At 70.3% G+C, this 18,735-nt stretch carries 14 protein-coding genes; 1 reads left to right on the top strand and 13 read right to left on the bottom strand.

Translation table 11 applies throughout. The annotated features are described in order from the left end of the window. Positions 1-84: 84 nt before the first annotated feature. The 11 genes from ACZ7OY_RS33315 to ACZ7OY_RS33265 form a co-directional block, all read right to left on the bottom strand. A complete protein-coding gene (locus tag ACZ7OY_RS33315; protein WP_471914898.1) occupies positions 85-1,083 on the bottom strand; it encodes a sugar phosphate isomerase/epimerase family protein in 999 nt (332 codons plus the stop codon). Positions 1,084-1,095: 12 nt separating this feature from the next. Further along, positions 1,096-2,316: a Gfo/Idh/MocA family protein gene (locus ACZ7OY_RS33310; protein WP_471914897.1), complete on the bottom strand. Its 1,221-nt coding sequence runs from the start codon at positions 2,314-2,316 to the stop codon at positions 1,096-1,098. A 76-nt stretch (positions 2,317-2,392) separates the two neighbouring features. Next, the gene (locus ACZ7OY_RS33305; RefSeq protein WP_471914896.1) at positions 2,393-3,433 is read right to left on the bottom strand and encodes a substrate-binding domain-containing protein; all 1,041 of its coding nucleotides are present in this window, start codon (positions 3,431-3,433) and stop codon (positions 2,393-2,395) included. Positions 3,434-3,450: 17 nt separating this feature from the next. Further along, the gene (locus ACZ7OY_RS33300) at positions 3,451-4,470 is read right to left on the bottom strand and encodes an ABC transporter permease (protein ID WP_351613199.1); all 1,020 of its coding nucleotides are present in this window, start codon (positions 4,468-4,470) and stop codon (positions 3,451-3,453) included. Then, positions 4,467-5,984, bottom strand: a complete 1,518-nt coding sequence (locus tag ACZ7OY_RS33295; RefSeq protein WP_471914895.1) for a sugar ABC transporter ATP-binding protein — start codon at positions 5,982-5,984, stop codon at positions 4,467-4,469. Before ACZ7OY_RS33295 ends, ACZ7OY_RS33300 begins: the two co-directional genes overlap by 4 nt. A gap of 224 nt (positions 5,985-6,208) precedes the next feature. Beyond that, positions 6,209-7,390: an ROK family transcriptional regulator gene (locus ACZ7OY_RS33290; RefSeq protein WP_351613204.1), complete on the bottom strand. Its 1,182-nt coding sequence runs from the start codon at positions 7,388-7,390 to the stop codon at positions 6,209-6,211. 155 nt (positions 7,391-7,545) lie between these two features. Beyond that, a complete protein-coding gene (gene pflA / locus ACZ7OY_RS33285; protein ID WP_471914894.1) occupies positions 7,546-8,370 on the bottom strand; it encodes a pyruvate formate-lyase-activating protein in 825 nt (274 codons plus the stop codon). An 85-nt stretch (positions 8,371-8,455) separates the two neighbouring features. After that, positions 8,456-10,720 (bottom strand): formate C-acetyltransferase, encoded by a 2,265-nt coding sequence (gene pflB, locus ACZ7OY_RS33280; protein WP_471914893.1) that lies wholly within the window; start codon positions 10,718-10,720, stop codon positions 8,456-8,458. Between the two features lie 78 nt (positions 10,721-10,798). Further along, a complete protein-coding gene (gene adhE / locus ACZ7OY_RS33275) occupies positions 10,799-13,495 on the bottom strand; it encodes a bifunctional acetaldehyde-CoA/alcohol dehydrogenase (RefSeq protein WP_471914892.1) in 2,697 nt (898 codons plus the stop codon). Between the two features lie 357 nt (positions 13,496-13,852). Beyond that, positions 13,853-14,422 carry a hypothetical protein gene (locus tag ACZ7OY_RS33270; RefSeq protein ID WP_471914891.1) on the bottom strand — a complete coding sequence of 190 codons (570 nt, stop codon included), beginning with the start codon at positions 14,420-14,422 and terminating at the stop codon, positions 13,853-13,855. Between the two features lie 42 nt (positions 14,423-14,464). After that, the gene (locus tag ACZ7OY_RS33265; RefSeq protein ID WP_471914890.1) at positions 14,465-14,893 is read right to left on the bottom strand and encodes a VOC family protein; all 429 of its coding nucleotides are present in this window, start codon (positions 14,891-14,893) and stop codon (positions 14,465-14,467) included. A gap of 205 nt (positions 14,894-15,098) precedes the next feature. Here ACZ7OY_RS33265 and ACZ7OY_RS33260 point away from each other — a divergent pair, with 205 nt between their 5' ends. Next, positions 15,099-15,902 carry a hypothetical protein gene (locus tag ACZ7OY_RS33260; protein WP_471914889.1) on the top strand — a complete coding sequence of 268 codons (804 nt, stop codon included), beginning with the start codon at positions 15,099-15,101 and terminating at the stop codon, positions 15,900-15,902. 14 nt (positions 15,903-15,916) lie between these two features. On the opposite strand, the gene ACZ7OY_RS33255 is transcribed toward ACZ7OY_RS33260, so the two are convergent. Both ACZ7OY_RS33255 and ACZ7OY_RS33250 read right to left on the bottom strand, forming a co-directional pair. After that, on the bottom strand, positions 15,917-16,933 hold the full coding sequence (locus ACZ7OY_RS33255) for a phosphotransferase family protein (RefSeq protein WP_471914888.1): 1,017 nt from the start codon (positions 16,931-16,933) through the stop codon (positions 15,917-15,919). A 303-nt stretch (positions 16,934-17,236) separates the two neighbouring features. Beyond that, positions 17,237-18,484: a cytochrome P450 family protein gene (locus tag ACZ7OY_RS33250; RefSeq protein ID WP_471914887.1), complete on the bottom strand. Its 1,248-nt coding sequence runs from the start codon at positions 18,482-18,484 to the stop codon at positions 17,237-17,239. Positions 18,485-18,735: the final 251 nt, after the last annotated feature.

Genomic DNA, 18,735 nt, shown 5'->3' with positions numbered 1-18,735 from the left:
CGTCATCCCGGAGCCGTGACGAGCGGACGCCGGGGGCTGTCGTCCGGACCGGGTCGGACCGGTCCGGACGGCAGTCCCGGGACGTCAGCTGGAGAAGGCCGCGTCGAACGAGGCCGACGGCGGCTCGAAGTCGTAGGCCCGCAGCCGGGTGAGCGCCTCGGGGGCGCCCTGGAGCCGGTCCATGCCGGCGTCCTCCCACTCCACGGAGACGGGTCCGCGGTAGTCGATCGAGCGCAGCATGCGGAAGACGTCCTCCCAGGGCACGTCGCCGTGTCCGGCCGAGACGAAGTCCCAGCCGCGGCGCGGGTCGCCCCAGGGCAGGTGGGAGCCGAGGCGGCCGTTGCGGCCGTCGAGGCGCTTGCGGGCTTCCTTGCAGTCGACGTGGTAGACGCGGTCGCGGAAGTCCCACAGGAAGCCGACGGGGTCGAGATCCTGCCACACGAAGTGGGAGGGGTCGAAGTTCAGGCCGAACGCCGGGCGGTGGCCGACCGCCTCCAGGGCGCGGTGGGTGGTCCAGTAGTCGTAGGCGATCTCGCCGGGGTGGACCTCGTGGGCGAAGCGCACGCCCTCGGTGTCGAAGACGTCGAGGATCGGGTTCCAGCGCTCCGCGAAGTCCTCGTAACCTCGCTCGATCATCGACTCGGGAGCGGGCGGGAACATGGCGACCAGATGCCAGATCGCGGAGCCGGTGAAGCCGATGACGGTGTCGACGCCGAAGGCCGCGGCCGCCCGGGCGGTGTCCTTGATCCGCTCCGCGGCGCGCCGCCGTACGCCCTCGGGGTCGCCGTCGGCCCAGACGGCGGCCGGGAGGATGGCCCGGTGGCGTTCGTCGATGATGGCGTCGCAGACGGCCTGCCCGGTGAGGTGGTTGGAGATCGCCCAGCACTTCAGGCCGTACTTGTCGAGGAGTTGGTGACGCGAGGCGATGTAGCCGGGGTCGGCGAGTGCCTTGTCGACCTCGAAGTGGTCTCCCCAGCAGGCGAGTTCGAGACCGTCGTAGCCGAAGTCACGGGCGAGACGGCAGACCTCCTCCAGCGGCAGGTCGGCCCACTGGCCGGTGAACAGGGTGAACTGGCGCGGCATGTGACGGGCCTTTCAGTCCGCGACGGGCGTGTAGACGGAGTTCTTCTCTGCGCTCTCCTCCACCGCAGCCAGGACGCGCTGTACCTGGAGTCCGTCGGCGAAGGAGGGGTCGGGGCGGCGGCCCTCGTCGATGGCGTGGACGAGATCGCGTACCTGGTGGACGAAGGTGTGCTCGTAGCCGAGGCCGTGGCCCGGCGGCCACCAGGCGTCGATGTAGGGGTGGTCGGGTTCGGTGACGAGGATGCGGCGGAAACCTGCCTCGGTGCCGGGATCGGTGGCGTCGTGGAACCACAGCTCGTTCAGCCGCTCCAGGTCGAAGCAGAGGGAGCCGCGTTCGCCGTTCAGCTCGATACGCAGCGCGTTCTTGCGGCCGGTGGCGTACCGGGTGGCCTCGAAGGAGGCGAGGGCGCCGGAGGCGAACCGGCCGGTGAACAGGGCGGCGTCGTCCACCGTGACCGTGCCGGTGCCGGCCGCGGGCATCGCGGTCAGGCCGCTGCCCGCGCCGCCGGGCAGCGGCCGCTCCCGTACGAACGTCTCCGTCAGCGCCGACACTCCGGCCAGCCGCTCCCCCGCCAGGTACTGGGCGAGGTCGACGATGTGGGCCCCGAGGTCGCCGAGCGCGCCGGAGCCCGCGAGTTCTCTGCGCAGCCGCCAGGTCAGCGGGAAGCCCGGGTCGGTCAGCCAGTCCTGGAGGTACGCCACCCGGACGTGCCGCAGGGTGCCGAGCCGGCCGTCGGCGATCATCCGGCGGGCGAGCGCGGTGGCCGGCACCCGGCGGTAGTTGAAGCCGACCATCGCCAGCCGTCCCCGCCCGTACGCCTCGTCGGCGGCCCGGGTCATGGTCACGGCCTCGGCGACGGTGTTCGCCAGCGGCTTCTCGCACAGGACGTGCTTGCCGGCGGCCAGCGCGGCGAGGGCGATCTCGGCGTGACTGTCACCGGGGGTGCAGATGTCCACGAGGTCGACGTCGTCGCGGGCGATCAGTGCCCGCCAGTCGGTCTCCACGGCCGCCCAGCCGTGCCGGTCCGCCGCCGCCCGCGCCGCCGCGCCGTCCCGTCCGCACAGCACGGCCAGGACCGGCTGCCGGGGCAGATCGAAGACGCGGCCCGCGGTGCGCCATCCCTGGGAGTGGGCGGCGCCCATGAAGGCGTAGCCGACCATGCCGACGCGCAGCGGCGGCTTCCCGGCGCCCGGTGGCGTCTCTGCTTCCCCTGACGGCTGCGGCTGTTCCATGCACTCGTCCTCCTGTCGATCGTGGCGCGCTGGGGGCTTGCGCCCCCCGCGCGGTGGGGGGTGCGGGCGGGTCCGGTCACCGGAAGCCGGTGGACATGTACTGGTCGACGTTGGTCTTGTCGACGACGGCCGAGTAGAGCGTGACCGACGCGGGGATCTCGAACTCGGCGAGGCCACCGACGCCCTTGGCCTGGCCGAGGGCGCGGGCGAGGTCGATGGCGGAGGCGGCCATCGTGGGCGGGTACAGGACGGTCGCCTTCAGTACGCCGTCGTCCTGCTTGATCGCCTGGAAGGCGGACAGCGCGCCGGCCCCGCCGACCATCAGGAAGTCGTCGCGTCCGGCCTGCTGGATGGCCCGCAGCGCGCCCACGCCCTGGTCGTCGTCGTGGTTCCACAGGGCGTCGAACTTCGACTGGGCCTGGAGCAGTTGCGCCATCTTCGCCTGGCCGGACTCGACGGTGAACTCGGCGGCCTGGCGGGCCACCTTCTGGATGTTGGGGTAGTTCTTCAGGGCGTCGTCGAAGCCCTGGGTGCGCTGCTTGGTCAGCTCCAGGTTGTCCAGTCCGGCGAGTTCGACGACCCGCGCGTTCGGCTTGTCCTTGAGCTTCTCGCCGATGTAGCGCCCGGCGTTGAGGCCCATGCCGTAGTTGTCGCCGCCGATGTAACAGCGGTAGGCCTGAGCGGAGTTGAAGATGCGGTCGAGGTTGATGACCGGGATGCCGGCGCGCATCGCCTTGAGGCCGACCTGGGTGAGGGCCTTGCCGTCGGCGGGCAGCACGACCAGGACGTCGACCTTCTTGTTGATGAGGGTCTCGATCTGGCCGATCTGCTGGGCGGTGTCGTTGGAGCCCTCGGTGACCTCCAGGGAGACGTCCGCGTACTTCTTGGCCCGGCTCTTGGCGTTGTCGTTGATGGCGTTCAGCCAGCCGTGGTCGGCCTGGGGCCCGGCGAAGCCGATGGTGACGTGCTTGCCCGGCTTGTCGTCGGCGGCCGGCTGGTTGTTCGCCGCGGTGTTGTCGTCCTTGGTGTCGTTGCTGGTGCAGGCGGTGAGCAGGGCTCCCGCGGAGACCGCCGCGGTTCCGAAGAGCAGTCCTCTGCGACTGGTGGTGTGTGACATGGCGGTGAACCCTTTCCTCAGGTCGTGCTCGCGGTGCGGCGCTGCACCAGGACGGCGGCGACGATGATGGCGCCCTTGGCGATCTGCTGGACGTCGCTCTGGAGGTTGTTCAGGGCGAAGATGTTGGTGATCGTGGTGAAGATCAGGACGCCGAGCACGGAGCCGGTGATGGTGCCGCGGCCCCCGCTGAGCAGGGTGCCGCCGATGATCGCGGCCGCGATGGCGTCGAGTTCGTAGAGGTTGCCGTTGGTGTTCTGGCCGGAGCCGGAGAGCACGATCAGCAGGAAGGCGGCGATGCCGCAGCACAGCCCGGACAGCAGGTAGAGGTAGAGCCGCTGGCGGCGGACGTCGATGCCGGCGAGCCGGGCGGCCTCCGCGTTGCCGCCGACGGCGACCGTGCGGCGGCCGAAGGTGGTGCGGTTGAGCGCGAGCCAGCCGGCGATCGTCACGAGCGCGAAGACCAGGACCAGGGGCGGGATGCCCAGCAGGTAGGAGTCGCGCTCGCCGAGCTTGAGGACGCCGTCGATGCTGACGATCTGCGTGCGGCCGTCCGTGATCTGGAGGGCGAGCCCGCGCGCCGAGGCCAGCATGGCGAGGGTGGCGATGAAGGGGACCATCCCGCCGTAGGCGATCAGCAGTCCGTTGACCAGTCCGCAGCCGAGGCCGACGAGCATCGCGGTGAAGAGGATGCCGGCGAAACCGTACTCCTGGGTGGCGACCGTCGTCGCCCAGACCGAGGCGAGGGCGACGATGGCGCCGACGGAGAGGTCGATGCCGCCGGAGGTGATGACGAAGGTCATGCCGACCGTGACCACACCGATCACGGAGGCCTGGGTGAGGACGAGTTGCAGATTGCGGGTGTCGAGGAACTCGTCGGGTTTGGTGATGCCGCCGATCAGGACCAGCGCGGCGAGCACCCCGAGCAGGGAGAGGGTGCGGACGTCGGCGCGGGCCGGCAGGGCGCGCCAGGGGGTGAGCCGGCCGGCCGGCGCCATCTTGCCGGCGGTGTCCCGGGGCGGGGAGACGGGCTGCGTCATGACGCCGGGGTTCCTTCCATGACGAGGTCGAGGACACGGTGTTCATCCAGTTCACGGGCGGGCGCCGTATGGACGACCCGGCCCTCGCGCAGCACCAGTACGCGATCGGCGAGGCCCAGCACCTCGGGCACCTCGCTGGAGACCAGCAGGACGGCGAGCCCCTCGTCGGCCAGGCGGCGTACCACCGCGTACAACTCGGCGCGGGCGCCGACGTCGACGCCGCGGGTGGGCTCGTCCAGCAGCAGCACCCGGCAGCCGCGCAGCAGCCAGCGGGCCAGGACGGCCTTCTGCTGGTTGCCGCCGGACAGGGTGCGTACGGGGACTTCGGGGTTGTCGGGCCGCAGGGACAGTTCCCGCACGGCGGCCCGGGCGGCGCCGCGTTCGGCGCGCCGGTCGACCCAGCCGACCCGGGAGAACCGGGACAGGGAGGACACCGAGACGTTGCGGGTGACGGACTCCAGCATCAGCAGGGCCTGCGCCTTGCGCTCCTCGGGTGCCAGTCCGAGTCCGGCGCCCACGGCGGAGCGGACGCTCCCGGGGCGCAGGGTGCGCCCGGCGACGGACACGCTGCCCGCCGTGGGCCTGCGTGCGCCGTAGATCGTCTCCAGGATCTCCGAGCGGCCCGAGCCGACCAGTCCGGCGAGTCCGACGATCTCGCCGGGCCGCAGGTCGAGGTCGAGCGGGGCGAACTCGCCCTCGCGGGCCAGGCCCCGCACCCGCAGCACGGGCTCGGCGTCGGGCTCCCGCTGCGGCCGCTCCGGGAAGACGTACTCGACGTTGCGGCCGGTCATCAGGGCGACGACGTCCCGGGTCGGGGTGGTCTTGGCGGGCAGTCCCCCCGCCACCGCCCGTCCGTCCTTGAGCACGGTCACCCGGTCGCCGATGCGCCGGATCTCCTCCAGGCGGTGCGAGATGTAGACGACGGCGACGCCGTCGCCGGTGAGGTCGGCGACGATCCGGAAGAGGTTGTCCACCTCGTCGGGGTCGAGGGCCGCGGACGGCTCGTCCATGACGATGAGCCGTACGTCGTGGGAGAGGGCCCGGGCCATGGACACGATCTGCTGCTGGGCCGCGGACAACTCCCCGACCGAACGGGCGGGGTCGATCTCCGGGTGGCCGAGTCGCTCGAGCAGCTGGGCCGTTGACGTTCGCGCCGCCTTGCCGCGGACGACGAAGCCGGCCGTGGTCGGCTCGTGCCCGAGGTGGACGTTCTCCGCCACCGACAGATGCTCCACCAGGTCGAGTTCCTGGTAGATGGTGGCGATGCCCAGGCGCATGGCGGCGATGGGCGAGCGCAGGGTGACCGGCTCGCCGCGCCAGTGGATGGTGCCCTCGTCCGGCTGGTGGGCGCCGGCCAGGACCTTGATGAGCGTGGACTTGCCGGCGCCGTTCTGGCCGAGCAGACAGTGCACTTCCCCCGCCTGGACGTCGAGGTCGACACCGTCCAGGGCGCGGACGCCGGGGAACGACTTGGCGATCCCGGACATGCTGAGCAGCGGTGGTTCTTGTGCCATGTGGGTTCCCCTCGGCGAACGTGCGGGCCGGTGTCAGGGCGTGCCGCGCCTGCGGGCCGGGCAGGCGTGCTGCGGCTCGGAGTGCGGGGCTGGGTGCCGTACGGACGAAAGGCGTCGTTACGTCGTTACACGAGTCAGTGAACTGTTACACGAGTCAGTGGGCGTGACGGAGGGAGGTCTCGCGCATCGACGGGAGTCGGCGCGGTACGGAGCCGTTGTGGGCCTTACGCGGGCGAGAAGAGGTGGTCGCTGATCAGCCGGGCCGCGCCGATGACGCCGGCGCTGGGGCCCAACTCCCCGAGGACGATGGGCAGGTTGCGGGTGGCGAGCGGGAGTGACTGGCGGTAGACCTGGGTGCGGATGGCGGCGAGCAGGTTGTGGCCGAGGCCGGTCACCCCGCCACCGATCACCACCAGGCCGGGGTTGAAGAAGGACACGAGTCCGGCGATGATCTGGCCGACGTGGGTGCCCCCCTCGCGGATCAGTTCGAGCGCGGTGGCGTCCCCCGCCGCGGCCGCGGCGGCGACGTCGGCGGCGGTGAGGGTGCCGTTCGTCTCGAACCGGGTCGCGAGTTCGACGGAGAGGCCCTGTTGGGCCGCCTGCATCGCGTCGCGGGCCAGGGCCGCCCCGCTGAAGTGGGCTTCCAGACAACCCCGGTTGCCGCAGGCGCAGGGCCGGCCGTCGGGCACGGCCTGGATGTGGCCGATGTCGCCGGCGCTGCCGGTGGTGCCCCGGTGGACCTGGCCGCCCGCCACGATGCCGCAGCCGATGCCGGTGCCGATCTTGACGCAGAGGAAGTCGGCCGTGGTGCGGGCGACCCCGGCGTGCTGCTCCCCCATGGCCATGAGGTTCACGTCGTTGTCGACCATGACCGGGCAGCCGAGTTCCTGGCTGAGCGCCTCCCGCACGGGGAAGCCGTCCCAGCCGGGCATGATCGGCGGGGCGACCGGCACACCGTCGGGGAAGCGGACCGGCCCGGGTACGCCGATGCCGGCACCGTCGAACCCCGCGGCGAGCCCCGAGGCCTTCAACTTCCCCGCCATGTCGAGGACTTGCTCGAAGACCGCGACCGGCCCCTCACGGACGTCCATCGGCTGGTTGAGGTGGCCGAGGATCTCCAGTTCGGGTGTGGTGACGGCGACGTCGACCGAGGTCGCGCCGATGTCGACGCCGAGGAACCTGAGGTCCGGGTTGAGCCGGATGTTGTGGGAGCGGCGGCCGCCGCGCGAGGCGGCGAGTCCGTCGGCCGCCACGAGCCCCGTCTCCAGCAGCCGGTCCACCTCGACGGCCAGCTTGGACCGCGAGAGGTCCATCCGGTCGCCCAGCTGGGCACGGGAGTTGGGGCCACCGTCACGCAGCAGCTGCAGCAGACGAGCCTGATGCGTGTTCGCCGGTCGAGCAGTCATGCGTCTCACATGCCCCTCCCCGCCAGTTTCGGCCACCAGTGTCGGGCTTTCGACAGGGAACGTATCAGCGACAGCTGAACCTGGGAAGAAGCTGTGCACGGTTCGCCGCAAGCTTTTTCCACACAGAGGACAAAGACCGTCTGCAGGCCCGGAGATCAGACCGCGTACAGGCCGTGCGAGGTGAAGACGGAGCGGGCCTCGGCGACCTGGGCGGCGGTCGGGACGGGCGTCTCGGCGAGGGTGAACTCCATGCCCAGCTCTTCCCACTTGGCGGCGCCGAGCTTGTGGAAGGGCAGGACGTCGACGCGGCTGACATTGCCCAGGGACCCGGCGAAGGAGGCGACCCCCTCCACGTTCTCCGTCGGGTCGGTCAGACCCGGGACCAGCACGAAGCGCACCCAGACCTCTTTGCCGAGGGCTGCGAGCCGGTGGGCGAAGGCGAGGGTCGGCTCCAACTGGCGTCCGGTGAGGCGCAGATACAGCTCACGGTCCCAGGACTTGATGTCCAGCAGCACCAGGTCGACGCTCTCCAGCAGCGTGTCCGAGGCACGGGCGCCGAGGAATCCGGAGGTGTCCAGGGCGGTGTGCAGGCCCAGTTCGTCGTGGCAGCGGCGCAGGATCTCGCCGGTGAAGTCCGGCTGGAGCAGCGGCTCGCCGCCGCTGATGGTGAAGCCGCCGCCCGCGGCACTGATGAACGTGACGTATTTCTTCACCTCCTCGACGATCGCGTCGGCCGTGGTCCGCTCGCCGTTGCGCATCCGCATGGTGTCGGGGTTGTGGCAGTACAGGCAGGCCAGCGGGCAGCCGGCGAGGAAGAGGACGAAGCGGGTACCGGGGCCGTCCACACCGGTGGACAGGTCCCAGGAGTGCACCGAGCCGCTGACCGGCCCGGCACCGCGCAGCGCGGCGGCCTGCTCGGCGGGGTTGTCGGTGCTGACGGGGATGAGGGGCAGCAGGGCGCCCGGCTGGATCAGATTCATCACGAAGCCTCCTGGCGTCCCGTGTCCGGATGGACGGATGGCTCTCCCGGGGAACGCGCCGGGCGCGTTCCCCGGGAGGGGGTGGCTACAGCGAGCCGTGGAAGGTGCGGCTCAGCACGTCCAGCTGCTGCTCTCGCGTCAGCCGCACGAAGTTGACCGCGTAGCCGCTGACCCGGACGGTCAGCTGTGGGTAGTTCTCCGGGTGCTCCATCGCGTCCAGCAGCGTGTCGCGGTTGAGCACGTTGACATTCATGTGGAAGCCCTGGGAGGTGACGAAGCCGTCCAGGACTCCCGCGAGGTTGCGGACGCGGTCCTCGGGAGTGCGTCCCAGTGCGTCGGGGGTGATGGTGTTGGTGAGCGAGACCCCGTCCTCGGCCTGCTCGTAGGGGAGTTTGGCGACCGACAGCGCGCTGGCGACGTAGCCGTGGGTGTCGCGGCCGTTCATCGGGTTGGCGCCCGGGGAGAACGGCTCGCCGGCGCGGCGGCCGTCGGGGGTGTTGCCGGTCTTCTTGCCGTAGACCACGTTGGAGGTGATGGTCAGCACCGACTGGGTGTGCTCGGAGCCCCGGTAGGTGGGGTGCTTGCGCACCTTGCGCATGAACTCCTCGACCAGCCACACCGCGATGGCGTCGGGCCGCTCGTCGTTGTTGCCGTACGCCGGGTACTCACCCTCGGTGCGGTAGTCCACGACCAGCCCGCTCTCGTCGCGTACGGGCATCACCCGGGCGTACTTGATCGCCGACAGGGAGTCCGTGGCGACCGAGAGCCCGGCGATGCCGCACGCCATGGTGCGCCGGATGTCCCGGTCGTGCAGCGCCATCTCCAGCCGCTCGTAGGCGTACTTGTCGTGCATGTAGTGGATGACGTTGAGGGCGTGGACGTAGGTCTCGGCCAGCCACTCCATCTGCTGGTCGAGGCGGGCCAGCACCTCGTCGTAGTCCAGCACCTCGGAGGTGATCGCCCCGGTGGCCGGGCCGACCTGGGCGCCGGACTTCTCGTCCCGGCCGCCGTTGATGGCGTACAGCAGCGTCTTGGCGAGGTTGACCCGGGCGCCGAAGAACTGCATCTGCTTGCCGACCTCCATCGCGGAGACACAGCAGGCGATGGCGGTGTCGTCACCGAAGCGCGGGCGCATCAGCTCGTCCGACTCGTACTGGAGGCTGGAGGTGTCGATGGAGACCTGGGCGCAGAAGTCCTTGAAGCCCTGCGGCAGCGCCGGCGACCAGAACACGGTCATGTTGGGCTCGGGCGCCGGACCCAGGTTGTACAGGGTCTGGAGATAGCGGAAGGAGGTGCGGGTGACCAGGGTGCGGCCGTCCGCGCCGATGCCGCCGATCGACTCCGTCACCCAGGTCGGGTCGCCTGAGAACAGCTCGTCGTACTCCGGGGTGCGCAGGAAGCGCACGATCCGGAGCTTGATGATGAAGTCGTCGACCAGTTCCTGGGCCTCGCTCTCGTCCAACACCCCCGCGTCGATGTCCCGTTGGAGATAGACGTCGACGAACGTGGAGGTGCGGCCGAGCGACATCGCCGCGCCGTTCTGTTCCTTCACCGCCGCGAGGTAGGCGAAGTACAGCCACTGGATCGCCTCCCGGCCGCTGCCCGCCGGCCCGGAGATGTCGTACCCGTAGGAGGCCGCCATCTCCTTCAGCTCGCCCAGCGCCCGGATCTGCTCGGCGATCTCCTCGCGTTCGCGGATCACCTCCTCCAGCCGGGACGCGTCGTGGGGCATGGCGTCGAGGTCGGCCTTCTCCTCCTGCTTGACCTCGATCAGCCGGTCCACGCCGTACAGCGCGACCCGGCGGTAGTCGCCGATGATGCGGCCGCGGCCGTAGGCGTCGGGCAGACCGGTGACGACGCCGGCCTTGCGGGCGGCACGGATGTCCGGGGTGTACGCGTCGAACACCCCGGCGTTGTGGGTCTTGCGGTACTGGGTGAACACCCGCTCCAGCTCGGGCCGGACGGGATAGCCGTAGGTCTCCAGCGCCCCGGCCACCATCCGCCAGCCGCCGTAGGGCATGATCGCCCGCTTCAGCGGGGCGTCGGTCTGGAGCCCGACGATCAGGTCCAGGTCCTTGTCGATGTAACCCGGCGGGTGGGCGGTGATGGTGGACGGGATGTCGTACGAGACGTCGAAGACACCCTTGGCGCGCTCCTCGGGGAAACGGTCGGTGATCTTCTTCCATACCGCCGTGGTGCGCTCGGTGGGACCGGCCAGGAAGGAGCTGTCACCCTCGTACGGGGTGTAGTTCTGCTGGATGAAGTCCCGTACGTTGATCTCGTCCCGCCACAGACCGCCCCGGAAGCCGTCCCAGGCGCTGCGGGTCGGCCGCTGCTGTTGCGTGGTCATCGATGCACGACCCCTTCGGAGTTCGGGTTCGGGTTCGGGTTCGGGTTCGGAGTTCGGATTCGGAGCCGTCCGGGCGGCTCAGACCGGATCGCCGTAGTAGGCGGTGCGCATCAGCTCCTGCATGTCGGCCAGCATCGGCAGCCGCGGGTTGGCGGGCGCGCACTGGTCCTCGTAGGCGTTCATCGCCTGCTCGGGCAGGGCGTCCAGGAAGGCCGCCTCGTCGACCCCGGCGTCCTTGAAGGACCGCGGGATACCGACCTTGTCGCGCAGTTCCTCCACCGCCAGGGCGAGGGACTCCACCCCTTCCTCCGGGGTGGCGGCGGACAGGCCCAGCATCCGGGCGACGTCCCGGTAGCGCTCGGGGGCGATGTAGCTGCGGTACTTCGGCCAGCCGGTGACCTTGGTGGGGGCTCCGCCGTTGTAGCGGATCACGTGCGGCAGCAGCAGCGCGTTGGTGCGGCCGTGGGCGACGTGGAAGGTCGCGCCCAGCGTGTGCGCCATGGCGTGCACCACGCCGAGGAAGGCGGAGCCGAAGGCCATGCCCGCGATGGTTCCGGCGTTGTGCATCTTCTCCCGGGCGACCGGGTCGTCCGCGCCCTCGTTGACGGCCTTCTCCAGGTTGTCGAAGATCAGCCTGATGCCCTGGAGCGCCAGTCCGTCGGTGAAGTCGTTGGCGTACACCGAGACATACGTCTCCAGACAGTGGGTCAGTGCGTCGAAGCCCGAGTCGGCGGCCACGGTCCGCGGCAGGTTCATCGTCAGCGCCGGGTCGCAGATCGCCACGCTCGGCGTCAGCGCGTAGTCGGCCAGCGGGTACTTCTGCCCGGTCTCGGTGTCGGTGATCACCGCGAAGGGGGTCACCTCGCTGCCGGTGCCCGAGGTGGTCGGGATGCACACCAGCCTGGCCTTCTCCCCCAGGTCGGGGAAGGTGAAGGCGCGCTTGCGGATGTCGAAGAACTTCTCCTTCAGGTCCGCGAACTCGAGCTCCGGGTGCTCGTACATCAGCCACATGACCTTGGCGGCGTCCATCGGCGAGCCGCCGCCCAGCGCGATGATCGTGTCCGGCTCGAAGTGGCGCATCATCTCGGCGCCCTGCTGCACGGTACGCAGGCTCGGGTTGGGCTCGACGTTGTCGATCACCCGGATCTCGGGGGCCTCGCTGCGGCGGCCCAGCACGTTCCGGATCCGCTCCAGGTGCCCGATCTCCACCATCGTCTTGTCGGTGACGATGACGAACTTGCGCGAGCCGCGCACATCGGCGAGGTACTTGATGCAGTCGCGCTCGAAGTAGATCTTCGGTGGGATCTTGAACCACTGCATGTTGTTGTTCCGCCGCCCGATGCGCTTGATCTGGATCAGGTTGGGCGCGGTGACGTTGCCGGAGACCGAGTTGCTGCCGTACGAGCCGCAGCCCAGGGTCAGCGACGGCATGAACGCGTTGTAGACGTCACCGATGCCGCCCTGCGAGGTGGGCGCGTTCCAGATCACCCGGCAGGCCTTCACCGCGTGCCCGTACTCCTCGGCGAACGCCGCGTCCTCGGTGTGCACGGCGGCCGAGTGGCCCAGACCGTTGAACTCCACCATCTGCGTGGCCAGCCGCACGCCGTCGGCCCGGCTGTCCACCGTCAGGACGGCCAGCACCGGGCAGAGCTTCTCCCTGGTCAGCGGCTCGTCGATACCGACCTCGGAGACCTCGGCCAGCAGCACCGAAGTGTCCTCGGGTACCTCGAAACCCGCGCCCTCGGCGATGGCGACCGCGCTCTGGCCGACGATGGCCGCGTTCAGCTGGGCGCCCGCGCAGTCCCGTCCGGCGCCCTCGGTGACGCCGAACAGGTACTTCTCCAGCAGCGCCTTCTCGTGTGCGTTCGTCTGGTACGCCTTGAGTTTGCCGAACTCCTCGATCGCCGCGTCGCGGATCTCCCGGTCCAGGATCACCGCCTGTTCCGAGGCGCACACCATTCCGTAGTCGTAGGTCTTGGACAGCACCACGTCGTTGATCGCGCGCTGTACGTCGGCGCTCTTCTCGATGTACGCGGGCACGTTGCCGGCCCCGACGCCCAGCGCCGGCTTGCCGCAGCTGTAGGCGGCCCGGACCATCGCGTTGCCGCCCGTGGCCAGGATCGACGACACCCCGGGGTGGTGCATCAGGGCGCTGGTGGCTTCCTTGGAAGGATGCTCGATCCACTGCACGCAGTGTTCGGGGGCGCCCGCCCGCACGGCCGCGTCCCGGACGATCCGGGCGGCCTCGGCGGAACACTTCTGAGCGGCCGGGTGGAAGCCGAAGATGATCGGGTTACGGGTCTTAAGCGCCATCAGGGCCTTGAAGATGGTGGTGGACGTGGGGTTGGTGACGGGGGTGACGCCCGCGAGCACCCCGACGGGTTCGGCGATCTCCACGATCCCGTCGATGTCGTCGCGCCGGATCACCCCGACCGTCTTCACGCCCTTCATCGAGTTGGTGATGTTCTCGCAGGCGAAGATGTTCTTGACGGCCTTGTCCTCGAAGACACCTCGACCGGTCTCCTCGACCGCCATCATGGCGAGTCCGGTGTGCTCGGCGAGCGCCGCCAGGCTGGCCTTCTTCACTATGTGGTCGATCTGCTCCTGGGTGTAGTCTGCGTACTCCTGCAACGCCTCCAGCCCGCGTGCGACGAGCTCGTCCACGGCCTGGTCGACCCCGTTCGGCTGGTTCCGGGCGACCGGAGCGGCGGCTGCCGCAGCTGCCGGGCTCGTCTCGGAGGTGTGCTGGCCGTCCTTCTTACGGCGGCTGGTCATCGGATCACCTTTCGTTCAGCGGTGTGCCGAAACAGCCGGGCTCCTACGGCTCGGGTGTACTACCAGCGTTGCATTGCCCGCCGAATCGTGCAGATGCGCTGATGGTCCCCTGCCTCCGGCCACCCGGACCAGGCAAAACGGGCCGCCCGGACCGGGTGGAACGGACCCTGCGGACCGGGCCGAATGGACCCTGCGGACCGGGCCGAATGGACCGTGCGGACCGGGCGGGAGGGGACCGACCGGCTCCCCCGGATCGCCGGCTCGGGACCTGGCTGGGCCAGCGGTCCAGGACAGGCCCTACGCCCCGTGCCGCCCCGGAACCCGCGGACCGTGTGCGCACCGCGCCCGAGGGCGACGCTACTGCTCGGCCGAGGCGGGCACGTAGTGCGCGAGGTACACGAGGAGCTCCGGATCGAGATCGGCGGCGCGCTCCTTGTCGTGGACGGCGGACGAGAGTCTCGCCTCGACCAGGAACCGGCAGGCGTAGCTCTCCACGCTCGGCGCGCACCAGAAGATCTCGCGGCTCGGTCGCCTCAGGACGATCTTGCCGTCGGGTCCGTACCTGATCTCCGGTTCTGCGGTGAGATCCCGGTCGGAGCAGACGACGGCGGACTGCCCGCCGTGGTGCAGGTAGAGGTACCACATGATGCAGCTCTGCCGGTCGCGGAAGAAGAGCACCATGCGGTCGGCCGGGTCGACGGGACTGGGCAGCGGGCCGGACACGTCGGTCCAGGCACCGCCGCCCTCGCGGTCGAGGCAGCGGTGCAGGTGGGCCCGGGTGATCAGCGCCGTGAAGTCGGCGGGGAGTACGAAACCGTCTCTCGCCAGTTCGGCCGCGATCGAATCCATGACGGCCGTACGGTGAACGAGCGGATCACCGATGTCACCGAACCAGGCGAAGTCGCCGACGAAGGACTCCTCGTCCAACGGCGGAACCGGGACAGAAAGATCGTTGGGCTGACAGGACGGTCAGTCGATGCAGAACTCGTTGCCCTCGATGTCACGCATCACGATGCAGGAGTCGTTGCCGTCGTAGAGGAGTTGCACGCGTACCGCGCCGAGCGGGACCAGTCGCGCGCACTCGGCTTCGAGTACGGCCAGGCGCTCCTCGCCCATGAGCCCGGTACCGACCCGCACGTCGAGATGCACCCGGTTCTTGGCGACCTTCCCTTCCGGGACACGCTGGAAGTACAGCCGCGGGCCGACACCCGAGGGATCGCTGCACGCGAACCACGATCCCCGGTCCTCCGGGGACTGGGAGCTGTTGAACTCCTCCCAGGTGGCGAATCCTTCCGGTGGCGGGGGAACCACGTACCCCAGGATCTCGCACCAGAAGCGGGCGAGACGTTCGGGTTCGGCGCAGTCGAAGGTGACTTGGAACTGTTTGATCGATGGCACCGGCGCACCATAGCAGGGGTCGGGTTGGTCATCTCCCGTGTGGATATCGGCGTGTTGACGAACGCCAGTGCCACGTCTCGTCGTCTTGGATCCGTCAAGTACGGTGCAATGGCAGGCTGTTGACGTCCGGTCGGGGTGGAGCTGGGGACTGCGAGGGGGATCGCCCGGTGTCGTATGCGATGAACGGGACGGCGGAGGCCGCGTCGTGAACAGCGGGATGGACTGGATCGTCGCCGGCTGGCTGCTGGGATTCGCCGCGGTCAACGCGGGACTCGGTGCGGCATGGTGGTGGCGCACCCGGGACGAACGGAAGTTCCTCAGCGGCGTCCGGGCCGTGGACGCGGACCCGATACAGGCGGCATGGTGGCTCGGCGGCTCGTGGAACAGCGCGTCACCGCAGCAGGAACGGTACGCGGCGGAGGTGGCCGTGAGCCTGCTGATCCTGGCCGAGGACGCCGGGATCGACCGCGACGGCCGGATCGCCGTGCCGCTCGGACGGCTCGGCCGGCACGGGGACCCGGTCCTGGCCGCGCTCGTGACACTCCTGCGACTGCACAAGGGCGCCACGGTGTACGAACTGCTCACCGACCCGCGCTTCGAGCGGTTCCGAAAGGTCCTGGGGTCACGTCGTCCGCCCCTGCGCAAGTGGTTCGGCTACTACCGCGTCCCCGCGCTGACAGCCGCCTTCGTCACCGCGTTCGGCATGGCGCTGCACGCGATGCTCATGCGCCACGCCGTGCCTGGACTGCCCGACAGCACCCCGGGCTGGTGGGCCACGGTCTGGATAGGGCTGTGGGCCGTGCTGGCCGCCGTCGCGGCCCTCTGGCCGCAGGAACTCTCCCGCCCCTGGCCCCGGTTCACCCGCGGCTGCCGTACCGCCGTCGCCCGGGCCCTGGCCGGCGCGAGCCCGGACACCTCCCGCCGGGTGTCCACCAGCTCGTCGAAGCCGTCCGATCCGCCCGCGTCGACAGTTGTGGCCGACTCGCAGCCCCGGGTCGAAGGAGACTGACGGCGGCCCGTGGGTCAGGAGGTCGCATCGCGGATCTCGTCCAGGGCTTCGACGAGTTGCGGGGCGACCGCCTTCTCCCGCCACCGGAGGGCGGCCTCCCCCATCTTCCGTGGGACCGTCTCGACCAGCATGATCAGGTAGAGGTAGGCGCGGTAGAGGGCGAGACGGAGGAGGGCCGCCGTGTCGAAATCGGTTCGACCGCCGGACTCCCGGTAGCCGGCCAGAAAGGCCTCGTCCTTCTTGATGTCTCCCAGGAGGGCCAGGGAGACGAAGTCGGCCAGGGGGTCGCCCCAAAGCATGCGCTCGCCGTCGATGAGCCCGCCGATGCGCACCTGCTCGGCCGACCGCACCGGGTCGGCCGGGCGTGCCGACTCTGCCGACCGTGCCGACTCGACCGGGCGCTCCACGAGGACGTTGCCTCTCCACAGGTCGAAGTGGACGAGGGCGGGAACGGTGACCTCGTCGAGCGCGTCGTACGCGGCACGCAGCCCGCGGCCGATCTCGGCAGCCGGCCGGGGCAGCCTGGCCGCGAAGCGGTGCGCGTCGTCGAGGACCGCGTCGAGCATTCCTGTGAAGGCGGTCCGCCAGTCGGCCGCGAGCGGACCGAGTGCGCCGGACGGGTATCCGAAGGCCGGTCCGGTGACCCGGTGCAGGACTGCCACCTGACGACCCAACTCGGCTCGCAGCCCGGCCTGTTCGGCTTCGGTGAGCGAGCCGTCCCAGGGGGTGCCGGGGCACGCGGTCATCAACAGCGTGGTGTTGTCGCCATCGAGGGCGAGGAGGCGGGGCGCCGGCACCCCGGCCTCCTCGGCGCAACGGTAGAACTCCGCCTCGGAGACGAGGAGTCGGTTCTCGTAGCGCAGACCCGGGGCGTCCGGCGCGGTCTTCAGGACGCAGCGGTTGCCGTCGGTGAGCACGAGCTCCTCGACGGTGTTGTACGTGCCGCCGCTCAGCGGGCGCACCCGGGCCAGCCGCCCGGGCGCGATCCCCGCGCCATCCAGGATGACTCGCGCCCGCTTCCAGGAGTCCACCGCGTTCCCCCGCCTCTCCCCGTCGGCCGCCCGGCCGCGTGCACATCCTCGGCATTCCGGCCGTCCGTGATCAGTGTGCAGAGCCGTGCCCGGGGCCCGTCCGGCGGATCATGCCGCAGACGCGGGGTCTGGCACGCCCACCTCGGCTGATACGGCACCGCAGCTTTCCTGCGACTTGATCCGCCGGACAGGCCCTGGGCGCCGACCCGCCGGAGTCCGACGCGGGTCCGGCCCAGCGTACGTCCGTCCCGTCGCCCTCCGCATCGGCTTGCCGCTGTCCGTCAGGCGGGCGGGAGCCGGGCTTCAGCGTCGGACCGGGCGGACCGGGAGCGCTTGGACGCTGTTCCCGATGAAGCTGCGCTGGTGGGGCAGTTCAGCCTCGGGGACGGCGAGGTCGAGGTCCGGGAAGCGGGTGAAGAGCCGTTCCAGGGCGATCGTCGCCTCCAGGCGGGCGAGCGGGGCGCCCATGCAGTAGTGCACGCCCTGGCCGAAGGAGAGGTGCCGGGCCGCGCCGGGCCGGGTGACGTCGAAGCGGTCGGCGTCCGGGCCGTGGAACGCCTCGTCGCGCCCGGCGGCGGTGTAGCCGGCGAGGACCGGTGTGCCCTGCGGGATCACCGTGCCGCCGAGGGCCAGGTCGCGGGTGGGGTAGCGGAAGGGGAACCAGCTGACCGGACCGTCCCAGCGCAGCGTCTCGTCCACCACGTCCGACCAGGTGACCTTGCCCTCCAGGACCAGCGCCAGCTGGTCCCGGTGCGTGCACAGTGCCCGCACCGCATTGCTGATCAGGTTGAGCGTGGTCTCGTGGCCGGCGACCAGCATCAGACGCATCGTGCCGATGAGCTCGGCCTCGCTGAGCCGGTCGCCGCCGTCCTCGCGAGCGGCTATCAGGGCGCTGGTCAGGTCGTCGCCGGGGGCGGCCCTGCGGGCGTCCGCGATCGTGCCGAGCAGCTCGACGAGCTCGCGTACGGCGGCCATCACCTCGGCCGGGGTGGTGTCGGTGGCGATGATCACGGTGTAGGTGAGGTCGTGCAGCCGGGCGTGGTACTCGGCGTCCACGCCGAGCAGCTCGCAGATGACGCTCAGCGGGAGCGGCAGCGCGAAGTGCGTACGCAGGTCGGCGATTCCCTCCGGGTCCTCGGCGGCGGCCCGGCCGAGGTCGTCGAGGAGGCCGGTGGTGAGCTCCTCTATACGCGGTCGCAGTCGCTCCACCTGGCGGGCGGTGAACGCGTTGCCGACGAGCGAGCGCAGTCGGCGGTGGTCGGCGCCGTCGGCGGTGTGCATGCCCTGGGCGTTGGCGAAGACCCGCAGCGGCCAGTCCGTGGGGATCGTGCCGTCGTTCAGCGCCGGGCAGTGGCGGGCGTCCTTGGCCACGTCGGGGTGGGAGAGGAACTCCTTGAGCGCGTCGTGCCCCACGACCACCGCCGCGGGCACCCCGCCGGGCAGGACGACATCGGCAACGGGGCCCCGGGCCCGCAGCTCGGCGTTCAGGGCGTGCGGGCAGCCGCCTGCGGGGTCGACGACGTGAGCGGGAGCGGGGGTGTGGGAGGACAAGCCGGGACTCCTGACCGTATGAACGAATACCGGCGCCAACAGTGCGGTGCCGATGGGCGGTTGTACAAATGCATTCCTTCGAGACCGCGGTCACATTCTTACCGACCGCTCCGTGAGCCCTCGTGCGCGCAGTGTCGCGGAACCGGTGAAGCACCCCACATGACCCACGTCACCCACTACCCGCGATAGTGGACAGAAACAGGCAGGTTTAGGCACACATCCATGCTCTGACCTGGGGATTGAGAGCCAGC

The organism is Streptomyces sp. NPDC107559, assembly GCF_055657365.1.
Note: the sequence above shows the minus strand (reverse complement) of the source record. Positions and strands in the feature narration are given on the sequence as shown.

Bases quoted from the DNA above. Each gene is read 5' to 3' on its own strand.
- ACZ7OY_RS33300 (WP_351613199.1), bottom strand. From the start codon at position 4,470: ATGACGCAGCCCGTCTCCCCGCCCCGGGACACCGCCGGCAAGATGGCG.
- ACZ7OY_RS33305 (WP_471914896.1), bottom strand. From the start codon at position 3,433: ATGTCACACACCACCAGTCGCAGAGGACTGCTCTTCGGAACCGCGGCG.
- ACZ7OY_RS33310 (WP_471914897.1), bottom strand. From the start codon at position 2,316: ATGGAACAGCCGCAGCCGTCAGGGGAAGCAGAGACGCCACCGGGCGCC.
- adhE (WP_471914892.1), bottom strand. From the start codon at position 13,495: ATGACCAGCCGCCGTAAGAAGGACGGCCAGCACACCTCCGAGACGAGC.
- pflA (WP_471914894.1), bottom strand. From the start codon at position 8,370: ATGAATCTGATCCAGCCGGGCGCCCTGCTGCCCCTCATCCCCGTCAGC.
- ACZ7OY_RS33290 (WP_351613204.1), bottom strand. From the start codon at position 7,390: ATGACTGCTCGACCGGCGAACACGCATCAGGCTCGTCTGCTGCAGCTG.
- ACZ7OY_RS33315 (WP_471914898.1), bottom strand. From the start codon at position 1,083: ATGCCGCGCCAGTTCACCCTGTTCACCGGCCAGTGGGCCGACCTGCCG.
- ACZ7OY_RS33295 (WP_471914895.1), bottom strand. From the start codon at position 5,984: ATGGCACAAGAACCACCGCTGCTCAGCATGTCCGGGATCGCCAAGTCG.
- pflB (WP_471914893.1), bottom strand. From the start codon at position 10,720: ATGACCACGCAACAGCAGCGGCCGACCCGCAGCGCCTGGGACGGCTTC.